Raw genomic sequence first — 11,984 nt, 5'->3', positions numbered from 1 at the left:
TCATCCCGCAATTTGCGATGACGATTGGGGACTTGTGGCTACGGATTGTCCCGCCGCGGCATAAGATGGTCGAACAAGCCCGTCGGCAGGGGAAAGACGACGGTCGAAGACCGTTCGCCCGCGATATCATGCAGGGCCGCGAAGTAACGTAGCTGCATCGCCTGAGGCTCCTGCGCGAGAATCCGGCCGGCTTCGACGAGCTTTTCGGCGGCCTGCTGCTCACCCATCGCATTGATCACCTTGGCCCGCCGCAACCGCTCCGCCTCGGCCTGTTTGGCAATCGCGCGCACCATGGTTTCGTTGATATCGACGTCCTTGATCTCTATGCCGGTCACCTTGATGCCCCAGACGTCGGTCTGCTTGTCGAGTATCTCCTGGATGTCGGCGTTCAACCTGTCGCGTTCGGCAAGCAACTCGTCGAGCTCGTGCTTGCCGAGCACCGAGCGCAGCGTGGTTTGTGCGAGCTGGCTGGTGGCGGCCATGTAATCGCCGACCTTGATGATGGCCCGTTCGGCGTCGACGATGCGGAAGTACAGAACGGCGTTGACCTTGACGGACACGTTGTCCCGCGAAATCACGTCCTGCGGCGGCACGACCTGCACCATCACCCTGAGATCGACCTTTACGAGTTGCTGCACGATCGGAACGAGGATGATGAGGCCCGGGCCCTTCACGCCGGTAAAGCGGCCGAGTGTAAAGATGACGCCACGCTCGTATTCGCGCAGGATTCGAATAGCCTGGGATAGAACCATGATGACAAGCAGCGCAAGTGCCGCATAGGTCAGATATTCCAGCATCATGATGTACCTCCTTCGCCTGTTGGTGCGCGCCGGATCAGCAGCGTCAGGTCGATGACGTTAGTGACTTCGACTGTCTCGCCGGGCTTGAACGTTTCGGCGCCGCGCGCCTGCCAGCGCTCACCATGGGCGAAGACATGACCTTCGCTCCCGTTCCAGTCGAGAACCTCGGCGGGCAAGCCTCGCATGGCCCGCGCGCCGACCCGTTCAGGAGCCTTGGCGGCGCGCCGAAGCGAACCAAGCACGACGAGCGCAAAGCCGATGAACACTGAAGCAGTGATGCCGATCACCCACCACGACAGGTGGTAGCCCGGCGCCTCGACCCGGAAAAGCATCAGCGCTCCCAGCACGAAAGCGATGATCCCGCCGAGACCGATCACCACGGTCGGGTTGAAGGCTTCGACGGTGAGAAGCACGAGTCCAATCAACATCAGGGCAAGGCCGGCATAATTGATCGGCAGCAAATTGAGGGCATAGAGACCGATCAGCAGGCAGATCGCGCCGACGACTCCCGGGGCGACGGCACCGGGGGATATGAACTCGAAGATCACGCCGTAGATGCCGAGCATCAGGAGAATGAACGCCACGTTCGGATCGGTGATCACCGCCAGGAAGCGGGATATCCATCCGGGGTCGATGGCTTCAACGACGGCATCCTTCGTCGCGAGGCGTTGCGTCTTGCCGCCCGCAACCTCCACCACACGACCATCGAGCTCTCTGAGCAATTCAGCCTGATCGCGCGCGACGAGATCGATGGCATGTGCCTGTAGCGCGGCATTGGCAGAGAGCGTGGCAGCCTCACGGACCGCCTTCTCGGCCCAGTCCGCATTGCGGTTGCGCAGCTCCGCAAGGCTGCGGATGAGGGCGACCGCATCGTTGGTCGCCTTTGCCGTCATGGCATCCTTCGGCTCGCTTTGCTGGTCGCCGTCCTTCTTGTCCTTGCCGCCCTTGTCCGGGGTACCACTCGGCAGCCCCGGCAGCGGTCCGCCAATCTGCACCGGCGTCGCCGCACCGATATTGGTGCCTGGCGCCATCGCCGCGATGTGGGTCGCATAGAGGATATAGGTCCCCGCGCTCGCCGCGTGGGCGCCGGAGGGAGCGACGTAACCGACGACGGGGATGGGCGAGGCCAGCACATCCGTGATGATCTCGCGCATGCTGGAATTAAGCCCGCCGGGTGTGTTCATTCTCAGAAGCACGACCTCGGCACGCCGTTCGCTTGCCTTGGCGAAAGCCTCCTTCACGTAGCTGGCCGACGCAGGGCCAATGGCCCCATCGATCGAAACAACCAGTGCAAGACGGCCGTTCTCCTTCGCTGAGCTGGGAAGGAGGCAGCAGATCAAAGCCACGGCGCCAATCGCCGCAACGAAAGCCGCCTTCATGGTCCGCACGACAAGGGCTCCCTTGCCGAAGATATGGTGTTCCGTTTCGGAACCTCAATGCCCGGATTCGGGATGAGGGATCACGCGCGTCGTTGTGCAGCGCAATGGCAATGCTATGGCGCAGGTCGGTCGAAAGACTTTTGCTGCCTGCGGTGCAGTCGCGCGGTTCATGAAGCCCGCTCGATATCCGACTTGAGTGCAACCAGGAAGCGCGCGGCTTCGCCGCCCGTCACAACACGATGGTCGAAGGTGAGCGACAACGGCAAAAGACGCCTGACCGCGAGCTGGCCCCGATGCGCGACCGCGCGTTCCGAGATTCGGCCAGCGCCTACGATTGCCGCCTGCGGCGGCACGATGATCAGATTGGCAAACCGGCCTCCGATCATTCCGAAATTCGACAGCGTGATCGTAGCGCCGCGCAGTTCTTCCGGAGGTATCGCGCGCGCGATGGCGTCCGCCCGCAGACGATCGAGGCCGGCCCGCAAGTCGGACACCTCGCGCGCGGCAACATTGCGCAGCACGGGAACAATCAGGCCACCCTCGGTATCGACGGCGATGCCGAGATCGACGCGGTCGATCAGCCGCCGATCTCCCGTACCTGAATTGTACCAGGCATTGAGCGCGGGGGCGGCTTTGCAAGCGGCAGCGATCGCCCGCGCGAGGCGGATCGTCACGTCCTCGCCCTGCCGCCAATCGTCGATGTCGGCTTCATCGGTGACAGTGGCGGGGACGATCTCGGCATGGGATGCCGCCATGCGTTGCGCCATCGCGCGCCGCATCCCGCGCAGCGGCTCGGCAGGTCCCGTGTCGGACGTGCCCTTCGCAGCCCGCTCGACATCGGCCCGCGTAATGGTACCGCCGGGACCGGTGCCCTCGACGAGCTCGAGCGCGAGGCCGAGCTTTTGCGCCAGCGCGCGTACCGCGGGGAACACCTGCGGTCCGGCCGGTCGTGCAGTAGCGATCGTTGCCGCCCGCGCGGCCTCGTCGCCGCCGAGCTCGCCAACGATGGTGCCCGTGTCCTGTTCGGCGCCCTCGGCAAATTCGACGAGCGGCATGCCGACCTTCACGATATCGCCCTTGGTGCCAAACACGCGCGCGATGCGTCCGCTCGACGGCGACGGAATCTCGACGACCGCCTTGTCGGTCTCGACGGAAAGGAGCGGCTGATCGGTGACGACGTGATCGCCTTCGCCGACATACCAGCTCACGATCTCCGCCTCCTCGAGTCCCTCTCCAAGATCCGGCAGCGTGAACTGGCGCATGAGCCAAGATTCCGTTGATGTCTAGGTGAACTGGCAGACCCTGCGGGCGGCGGTCACGATGCGTTCGACCGAAGGCATATAGTATTGCTCGAGGCGAGCCATCGGGACGATGGTGTCGTAGCCCGCAACGCGGGTGACAGGCGCAAGCAGCGACGACAAGCGGCGTTCGGCGATCGTCGCGGCGATCTCGGCGCCAAAACCGCCGGTGCGTGCCGCCTCGTGTACGATGACGCAGCGCCCGGTCTTTGCGACCGAACCGAGCACGGTGTCTTCATCATAGGGTTTTAGCGTTGCGAGATCGATGACCTCGGCGGAGATGTCCTCACGAGACAGCGCATCGGCCGCGGCCAGGGTCTCCTTCAGCATCGCACCCCAGCTGATCAGCGTGAGGTCTCGGCCTTCCCGCAAGACAAAAGCGACATCCAGCGGCAAGGCTTCGCCATTGTCCTCCACCTCGCCTTTGGCCGCGCGGTACAGGCGCGTCGGCTCCAGAAACACCACCGGATCGGGATCGCGGATGGCGGCAAGCAGAAGTCCATAGGCGCGTTCCGGCGACGACGGCATGACCACGCGCAAGCCGGGAATATGGGCGAGCATCGCCTCGGTGCTCTCGGAATGATGCTCGGGCGCTCGGATGCCGGCGCCGTGCGGCGTGCGCAGAACCATTGGACAGGTGAGCCGTCCCTGCGTCCGGTTGCGCAATCGCGAGGCGTGATTCACCAACTGGTCGAGACAAGGGTAAATGAACCCCATGAACTGGATCTCGCCCACGGGCTTCAGCCCCTGCGCCGCCATGCCGACGCAGAGCCCGCTGATCAGCAGTTCGGCAAGTGGCGTGTCGAGGACGCGCTCCGGTCCAAAGCGCTTTTGCAGGCCTGCGGTAGCGCGGAATACGCCTCCATTGACGCCCACATCTTCGCCAAGCACAACAACGTCTGGATCATCCTGCATCGCGCGTCCGAGCGCTAGATTGATGGCTTCCACCAACGTCGCCTCAGCCATCGTGCTCTCCCGCGAGTTCGCGGCGCTGCGCGGCATAGACCTCGGGCAGGTCGGCATAGAGGTGATCGAACATCGTTTCCGGGCGGCGCGGTGCGGTTGCCAGATAGCGTTCGGCCGCCGCCTCGACGTGCTCATGGCATTGGGCCGCGAGCCGCTGCTCCTCTGCCTTGCCCCACATCTTCTGGGCGACGAGATAGGCCCGCAGCCGCGCGATCGGCTCTTCCTTCCAACGCGCCTGGACTTCCTCGGCCGAACGGTAGCGCGCTGCGTCGTCGGAGGTCGTATGATCACCGAGCCGGTAGGTGACCGCCTCGATGAAGCGAGGACCATTGCCGTCGCGGGCGGCGGCGATCGCCTCGTCGGCAGCGGCTCGCATCGCCACCACGTCGTTCCCGTCGACCTGCTCACCGGCGAAGCCTGCGGCGATCGCCTTTTGGGCCAGCGTTTCGCAAGCCGTCTGCAGACGTAGTGCTACCGAGATGGCCCATTGATTGTTGGCCACCACAAAAACTAGCGGCAATCTGTGCACGCCGGCAAAGTTCATCGCTTCGTAAACGTCGCCTTTCGAAGTGGCGCCATCGCCGAACAGGCAGACGGCGACGCGCGGTTCCTTGCGAAGCTTGAGGGCATAGGCGACACCGGCGGCATGCGGCGCCTGGGAGCCGACCGGGACACAGAATGGGAAATCGTGAACCGGTCCTGAAAACCGGTTGCCGCGCTCGTCGCCGCCCCAGAACAGGAGGATCTCCTCCAGTTTGACGCCACGCCAGAGCAGCGCACCGTTGTCGCGATAGGACGGCAACAGCACGTCGTCCTCCCGCATCGCACTGGCTATCCCGACCGACACAGCCTCCTGGCCGAGCGAAACGGCGTAAGTCCCAAGCCGGCCGGTGCGCTGCAACGCAACAGCCTTCCGGTCGAACAGGCGCAGCAACACCATCGACCGGTAAAGCGCAACCAGAAGCTTGGCGTCGGAGGCGAAGGCAGGCAGCGGCCGCTGGATCGAGCCGTCTGGCGCGAGGTAGTTGCGACGACGTACCTCGAAGCGCGCGATGATGGGAAGGTCCTGGTTTACCCTTCGGCTGGCCACGCTCTCACTCCCGGAGCGATTGTGCCTTCTACAACTCAGTCAGGTGGCGTTTGTGCCGACACGATGCAATACCACTGGAGGATTAGCTCCGGCACGCCTGATCGCTGCTGCACCGCCACTTTGTTGGCGATCGATCCATACGATCATGGAAACGCGGTCGTAACGGAGGTATAGGAGACCATGGCAAATGGTCAGGTTGTGCTGGTGACAACTGAACCTTTGGGCGGCGGCGCGCCCATCCGCTCGGTTTTCTTTGTGGCTGAAGGAGATCCGGCAAGGGCCACCGCGATCATCGCAGCCATGATGGCCCCGAATGAGCGGGTCGAAGCATATGGACCGCTTCCGGAAGTCGCCGTTAAGGCGCTCGGACTAAGACCCGGCGACTTCACGCAGGGCTGACGCACAGTCAACCGCCAGGGATCGCAGCCTCAAGAGCGGTTCGAACGATCGCTCAGGATCCCGCCCTGCTCATCAAACGGGGTGCGCCTTCCCGCCCACGATGCGCGCTACGCCGTCGCCCGCTGCCGTGCCAAGAGCGCCTCGCCGAAGGCCTGAAAAATCTTGCGATTGACCGGATTGCGCTGCGGGTCGTATTCGGCGTGCCATTGCACGCCGAGCGCAAAGGTCTTGGCTTCCGCGATGCGGATGGCCTCGATGGTGCCGTCCTCGGCGATGCCCTCGATCAGCACGCGCTTGCCGGGCTCGAGAATGCCCTGGCCGTGCAGCGAATTGACCCTGATCTTCTCGCAGCCGAGCAATTCTGCGAACGCACCGCCCGGCGTCAGATCGACGTCGTGACGATCAGCGAACACCACGGTCGGATCGGGATGGATCTCGCCGTTCTCGAGCCGGGGCATGCGATGATTCATGCGGCCGGGGATTTCGCGGATCTCGGGATGCAGCGAGCCGCCGAAGGCGACGTTCATCTCCTGCAGCCCCCGGCAGATGCCGAACAGCGGGATGCCGCGGGACACGCAAGCGACCGAAAGCGCCAGTGCCACCTCGTCGCGGTGGATGTCGTAGGGCTCGTGCCGCTCACACGGGTCGACATTGAAGCGGGTCGGATGGACGTTGGCGCGGGCGCCGGTGAGCACGATGCCGTCGACGGTGTCGAGCAGCGCCGCGATATCGGTGATGTCGGGCGCTCCCGCGAACATCACCGGCAGGCCGCCGGAGACCTCGGCCACCGCACGCAAATTGCGTTCGCCGACCATCTGGACCTGAAATCGATTTTCGACGCGATGGGCATTCCCGATCACGCCGACGACCGGCTTTCTCATCTCCCGTTCCGACCTCTCCAGTAAGAAGATTCTCCAAACATGCCCTTGGGGTGGAACAAATTCAACAGACGGCTTCGCGGGACGGCAATGCTATTTTCGCGCAAATGGCCGGCCGGAGGACGGGCGTGGCCCCCTTTCGCAACCGCCGCGTTGGCCCGCGAGGCCAAGGACGCGTCAAATCGCGCCAGAGCCCGGCTTGATCCCCGACGGGATTTCACGAAAGAGTGCCCCGCCCGCCGCCCACGAAAAGGACCCGATGTGACCATTCCCGCGGATGAACGGCCCCGGACCCGCACCGATCTGGCCTGGTCGATCTCGGTCGGGGGCATCGGCGTCGTGCTGTTCACGGCAATGCTGGTCTTCACCTGGTATTTTGCCGCCACCCTGCTCCTGATCTTCACCGGCATGCTGCTCGGCGTCGGCCTCAACGCGCTGACCAACGCGCTTGGCCGCCGCGTGCACCTGCCGCATGCGGTCCGGCTCGCGATCGTCTGCACCGCGCTGGCTGTCATGCTCGGCGGCGTTGCCTATCTCGGCGGCGCCACCATCGCCGAGCAGGCCTCACTGCTGAGCAAGACCATCAAGTCGCAGATCACCAACGTCAGGTCGTTCCTCGAAAACCACGGCCTCGACACCAGCTTCTTCGATCTCGGCAATACAGCGGCTGATTCCTCCGCCAATGCGCCCCCGGACGCGACGCCCTCACCTGGAACGGCATCGCGCGGTCCGTTGCCCGCCGCCGGCGCCCTCGCCTCGAGTGGCGGAGCGATCGTGAGCCAGACTTTCAAGCTGCTGCTTGGCGCCATCCACGGTGTAGGGAACATCTTCATCGTGTTGTTCCTGGGGCTGGCCTTTGCCGCCCAGCCCGCCGCCTATCACGACGGCCTGCTGTTCCTGGCGCCGGCCCGGCATCGTAGCCGCGTCACCCTGGTCATCGACCGCATCAGCGAGACATTGGAGCGCTGGCTGATCGCGCAGATCACCGTCATGCTCGCGGTCGGCGTCGTGACCTGGATCGGGCTCGCCGTCATCGGCATCCCCGGCTCGTTCATCCTGGGAATCCAGGCGGGCCTGCTCGCCTTCATCCCGACCGTCGGCGCCATCATCGCCGGCGTCGTCGTGGTGCTGGCGAGCCTCGCCTCCGGCTGGATTCCGGCGCTGTCGGCCTTTGTTCTCTTCATGGGCGTGCACGCCATGGAGAGCTATGTGCTGACGCCGATCCTCCAGCGGCAGGCATTGGACATCCCGCCGGCCACGCTGTTCGCGTTCCAGATCCTGCTCGGCGTCGTGTTCGGAATCTGGGGCCTGGCGCTGGCGCTGCCGCTGGTCGCCATCGCCAAGGTCATGATCGACCATTTCAAGGCGTATGAGGCGCCGCCCCTTGGCGGAGGCGGCGTGACGCTGCTCAGGTCGTGAGCACGGTCTCGGTGTGCTCGACCTCAGGGGGCGACGCAAAATACTGGCCGACGAGGCCGCGCCATTCGGTGAAATTCTCCGAGCCGCGGAAGTCGACGGTGTGGTTCTCCAGCGTCTCCCATTTCACCATCAGCCGGTAGCGCTGCGGCTTCTCGATCGACTTGTGCAGCTCGAAACCATGAAAACCCTTGGAGCGGCCGAAAGCGGCCTTGGCCTTGGCGACGGCGGCCTCAAAGTCCTTCTCGCTGCCCGGCTTGACGTCGATTTGCGCGATCTCGGTGATCATCTGTTTCCACCCATTTTTGTTCGACGGGCGTGTCTAGCGCAGCCGGCGACAAAGAAAAAGGCGCCGAAACGGCGCCCTGCCCGGTCCAAAAATGCAGATCACTCAGGCGAGCAGCAGAACGGTGCCCGCCACCATGAGCGCACAACCGGCGAACAGCGCGAGCGGCCAGTAATTGCGGCCTTGCGTATAGCGCCCCTGGGCACGGCGCTCGGTGATCAGCGCGCTCTCGTATTCGTCTGCGGTCGAGAACAGGCAGGCGAAACCGCCGCGTGCCGAGGCCGCAGCGGCTTCGAGCGACATCAGGGCAACCTGCGGATTCTGTCGACGGATCGATTCCATGACCGCAATGGTAGGGATCGAATGGTAAACAGGGGATTACCGCAAGGCCTCCATTGCCTAGGCTGTCGCCGGCTGCGGCCGCGACACGCCGATCCGCGCGGCGCTCTGGCGGCGCCAGTTCTCCAGCGACAGTGGCAGCTCCTCCGCCGCCTCGACGCGGTTACGGCCGCCGCGCTTGGCCTGGTAGAGCGCGGTGTCGGCCGACGCCAGCAGCACTTCGAGCTCGGTGCCGGCCGGACCGCCGGCGACGCCGATGCTGACGGTGGTATCGACCGGGCCTTCATCGACCACGACGCCGGAGGTCTCGAACGCCTCGCGCACGCGCTCGGCGACCAGCACGCCCTCCTCCAGCGAACACGGCAGCAGCGCCGCGAACTCCTCGCCGCCGATGCGGCCCGACATGTCGGTCATGCGCAGATTGCTGACGACGACGGTCGAGAACAGCTTCAGCATCTCGTCGCCGGCGGGATGGCCGAAGCGATCGTTGATCGACTTGAAATGGTCGATGTCGAAGATCATCACGGTCACCGGACGGCCGGCCTTGGCCTCGCGCTCGATCACGCGGCCGCAGGCCTCCGAGAAGCCGCGGCGGTTGAGCATGCCGGTTAGCGGATCGGTCGACGCGGCAGTCCGGTGCGCGGTGACCGTGCGTTCGGACACCAGCATGAAGATCACGAACACGGTGCCGACGGCATAGAGCACGAGCTCGACCGCGAACACGGTGACCCAGATGCTGGTGGAAAAGCCGGCATCGTTCGGGCGCAGGAAGCTGCCAAGCACGATCGGCAGCATCAAGACGCAGCCGTGCATCACCGGGACCACGAAGGCCGGCCAGCGCCGTTGCAGGCTCTTGCGCCGCTCGACCCAGAGTTCGCTCGCGGTCAGCGCCGCATAGACCGAGACGATGCCGGCGCCGACGATCATGCGCAGCATGGACGCGGCGGGATCGAGCAGCGTGGCGGCAGCGGCCCAGGCCAGCGCGCCGACCAGGAGACCCGGCCAGTTCGGCTTGCGGCCGTGGAAGACGCGCGCTGCATTCCACACCATGCCGCAGGCGACGAAGCCGACCGCGTTCAGCGCGAGGTAAAGATGCGGGCCCAGCTTGTCGCCGGCCGCAGTCCAGAGCGCCACGGAAGCGGCGCCGAGGAGATACGCGGTGCCCCACCATTTCAACGCAGGGCTGTTCTCCTGCCTTCCGAAAAACACCATCATGGCGCCGAGCAGTGCGGCAACCATGGTCGCGACCAAATAGAGCGTGATGCTATCGAGCGACGTCATGTCGGCCCCCTCTTAGACATAGCAGTTACGCGATCGGCCCAGCCGATTTGCGCGCCCTTCCAAATGCGACGCTATGTCCCGCGAGTTCCATTCAGGTTTTCATGCGGACCCAAGTTTTCAGGAAACACGCCATCAATTTGCATACAAACGAACAGCAAAAAGGGCGCTGAAATCAGCGCCCTTTTGCATCTCATTGAAGCCGCTTTCGCGACGAATGTGACCGAAGCGATTAACGCTTCGAGAACTGGAAGGACCGGCGGGCCTTGGCCTTGCCGTACTTCTTGCGCTCGACCACGCGGGAGTCGCGGGTAAGGAAGCCGCCCTTCTTGAGCACGGTGCGCAGCTCCGGCTCGAAATAGGTCAGCGCCTTGGAGATGCCGTGACGGACCGCGCCGGCCTGGCCGGAGAGGCCGCCGCCGGCGACGGTGCAGATCACGTCGTACTGGCCGGAACGCGCGGCCACGGAGAAGGGCTGCTCGATCATCATGCGCAGCACGGGACGGGCGAAATAGACCTCGACCTCGCGCGCGTTGACGGTGACCTTGCCGGCGCCCGGCTTGATCCAGACGCGGGCGACCGCGTCCTTGCGCTTGCCGGTGGCATAGGCGCGGTTGAACTTGTCGACCTTCTTCTCGTGCTTGGGCGCGTCGGGCGCGGCCGCAGTCTTGAACTGCGAGAGCTGGTCGAGCGACTGGATGGATTCGGCCATGTTATGCGGCCCTCGTGTTCTTGCGGTTCAACTTGGCGATGTCGATCTTTTCGGGCGTCTGGGCCTCGTGCGGATGATCGGCGCCGCCATAGACGCGGAGGTTGCCCATCTGCACGCGACCGAGCGGACCACGCGGGATCATGCGCTCGACGGCCTTCTCGAGCACGCGCTCGGGATGCTTGCCCTCGAGGATCTGGCGCGCGGTGCGCTCCTTGATGTGGCCGACATAACCGGTGTGCTTGTAATAGGTCTTCTGCTCGCGCTTGCGGCCGGTGAGAACCGCATGCTGCGCGTTGATGATGATGACGTTGTCGCCGCAATCAACGTGCGGGGTGTAGGTCGGGAGGTGCTTGCCGCGCAGGCGCATGGCGACGATGGTGGCGAGACGGCCGACGACCAGACCCTTGGCGTCGATCAATACCCACTTCTTCGTCACCTCAGCCGGCTTTGCCGAAAAGGTTTTCATGTCAGAGTTTCCGTGGACGGGGAGCATCGGCGCGAACACCGCACCGGACTGGGCGGTTTTCTAGAGAACAGAGGCGCCACGGTCAATGCCCAAAGGTGGAATTTACATGTTCAATATCAATGGCTTAAAAATATGGTATTAAAATACCTGCGAAAAGTTCAAACGTTTGGAATGGAATAGGTCGAGGTGACATGGGCGATCGGATCGGGCGAGGTGCCGGACAACAGGTTCACCTCTCCGACCGCCAGCCGCTTGCCGAGCTTGAGCAGCCGCGCCTCCGCCAGCACGTCCTGCCCGGGCTGGCCCTTGCGCAGGAAATTGATGTTGAGATTGGTGGTGACCGCGAGCCCGATCGGCCCGATCGCCGACAGAAGCACCACGTACATCGCGAAATCGGCCAGTGCCATCAGCGTCGGCCCCGACACGGTTCCACCCGGCCGCAGCATCCTTTCGCTATAGCGCTGGCGCAGCAGCGAGGTCTGGCCGTCGGCGCTTTCGATGGCGATGTCGTCGCCGCTGAAGGCCTGGGGAAACTCCCCGCGGAGAAACTGCTCGAGCTCCGCCACGCTCATTTTCGCTAACGCCATGCTACGCTTCACCTCTCGCTTCACTTGCACTGTTACAATAGGTTATCTGCATCATCCAATTGCAATAATCCAACTGGAAACGCTTCAATG

The 11,984-nt window shown here is 64.1% G+C and carries 14 protein-coding genes; 2 read left to right on the top strand and 12 right to left on the bottom strand.

What is annotated here, in order from left to right:
- Nucleotides 1–38: 38 nt before the first annotated feature.
- The 5 genes from QCM77_RS13005 to pdhA all read right to left on the bottom strand — a co-directional run bounded on the left by QCM77_RS13005 (nucleotide 39) and on the right by pdhA (nucleotide 5,533).
- Nucleotides 39–800: a slipin family protein gene (locus QCM77_RS13005; protein ID WP_279664414.1), complete on the bottom strand. Its 762-nt coding sequence runs from the start codon at nucleotides 798–800 to the stop codon at nucleotides 39–41.
- Nucleotides 797–2,188, bottom strand: coding sequence for an NfeD family protein (locus QCM77_RS13000; protein ID WP_279664416.1), 1,392 nt, complete (start codon nucleotides 2,186–2,188; stop codon nucleotides 797–799). Before QCM77_RS13000 ends, QCM77_RS13005 begins: the two co-directional genes overlap by 4 nt.
- Nucleotides 2,189–2,346: 158 nt before the next feature.
- Nucleotides 2,347–3,441, bottom strand: a complete 1,095-nt coding sequence (locus QCM77_RS12995; RefSeq protein WP_279664418.1) for a dihydrolipoamide acetyltransferase family protein — start codon at nucleotides 3,439–3,441, stop codon at nucleotides 2,347–2,349.
- A gap of 21 nt (nucleotides 3,442–3,462) precedes the next feature.
- Entirely contained in the window at nucleotides 3,463–4,443 is a 981-nt protein-coding gene (locus QCM77_RS12990) for an alpha-ketoacid dehydrogenase subunit beta (RefSeq protein ID WP_279664420.1), read from the bottom strand.
- Entirely contained in the window at nucleotides 4,436–5,533 is a 1,098-nt protein-coding gene (pdhA, locus tag QCM77_RS12985; RefSeq protein ID WP_279664422.1) for a pyruvate dehydrogenase (acetyl-transferring) E1 component subunit alpha, read from the bottom strand. The genes QCM77_RS12990 and pdhA overlap by 8 nt, the downstream gene beginning before the upstream one ends.
- Nucleotides 5,534–5,713: 180 nt before the next feature.
- Here pdhA and QCM77_RS12980 point away from each other — a divergent pair, with 180 nt between their 5' ends.
- Nucleotides 5,714–5,932 (top strand): hypothetical protein, encoded by a 219-nt coding sequence (locus QCM77_RS12980; protein WP_279664424.1) that lies wholly within the window; start codon nucleotides 5,714–5,716, stop codon nucleotides 5,930–5,932.
- 107 nt (nucleotides 5,933–6,039) lie between these two features.
- Here the strand turns inward: QCM77_RS12980 and QCM77_RS12975 are convergent, their stop codons facing one another.
- A complete protein-coding gene (locus tag QCM77_RS12975) occupies nucleotides 6,040–6,813 on the bottom strand; it encodes a gamma-glutamyl-gamma-aminobutyrate hydrolase family protein (RefSeq protein WP_279664425.1) in 774 nt (257 codons plus the stop codon).
- A 258-nt stretch (nucleotides 6,814–7,071) separates the two neighbouring features.
- On the opposite strand from QCM77_RS12975, the gene QCM77_RS12970 reads away from it, so the two are divergent.
- Complete coding sequence (locus QCM77_RS12970) at nucleotides 7,072–8,229, top strand: AI-2E family transporter (protein ID WP_279664427.1); 1,158 nt, start codon at nucleotides 7,072–7,074, stop codon at nucleotides 8,227–8,229.
- Here QCM77_RS12970 and QCM77_RS12965 read toward each other — a convergent pair.
- From QCM77_RS12965 to QCM77_RS12940, 6 genes are all read right to left on the bottom strand, one after another.
- Nucleotides 8,219–8,515 (bottom strand): antibiotic biosynthesis monooxygenase family protein, encoded by a 297-nt coding sequence (locus QCM77_RS12965; protein ID WP_015685728.1) that lies wholly within the window; start codon nucleotides 8,513–8,515, stop codon nucleotides 8,219–8,221. The two genes, QCM77_RS12970 and QCM77_RS12965, sit on opposite strands and share 11 nt — an antisense overlap.
- A 102-nt stretch (nucleotides 8,516–8,617) precedes the next feature.
- Nucleotides 8,618–8,854: a hypothetical protein gene (locus QCM77_RS12960; protein WP_279664430.1), complete on the bottom strand. Its 237-nt coding sequence runs from the start codon at nucleotides 8,852–8,854 to the stop codon at nucleotides 8,618–8,620.
- A gap of 57 nt (nucleotides 8,855–8,911) precedes the next feature.
- A complete protein-coding gene (locus tag QCM77_RS12955) occupies nucleotides 8,912–10,132 on the bottom strand; it encodes a GGDEF domain-containing protein (protein WP_279664431.1) in 1,221 nt (406 codons plus the stop codon).
- Nucleotides 10,133–10,361: 229 nt separating this feature from the next.
- Complete coding sequence (rpsI, locus tag QCM77_RS12950) at nucleotides 10,362–10,841, bottom strand: 30S ribosomal protein S9 (protein ID WP_279664432.1); 480 nt, start codon at nucleotides 10,839–10,841, stop codon at nucleotides 10,362–10,364.
- Nucleotide 10,842: 1 nt separating this feature from the next.
- A complete protein-coding gene (gene rplM, locus QCM77_RS12945) occupies nucleotides 10,843–11,307 on the bottom strand; it encodes a 50S ribosomal protein L13 (protein ID WP_091965253.1) in 465 nt (154 codons plus the stop codon).
- Nucleotides 11,308–11,465: 158 nt separating this feature from the next.
- Entirely contained in the window at nucleotides 11,466–11,894 is a 429-nt protein-coding gene (locus QCM77_RS12940; RefSeq protein WP_279664433.1) for a PaaI family thioesterase, read from the bottom strand.
- Nucleotides 11,895–11,984 lie beyond the last annotated feature (90 nt).

The sequence above is a fragment of the Bradyrhizobium nivariense genome (genome assembly GCF_029846695.2).
Lineage (GTDB): Bacteria > Pseudomonadota > Alphaproteobacteria > Rhizobiales > Xanthobacteraceae > Bradyrhizobium.
This window is presented reverse-complemented; position numbering and strand designations above follow the sequence as displayed.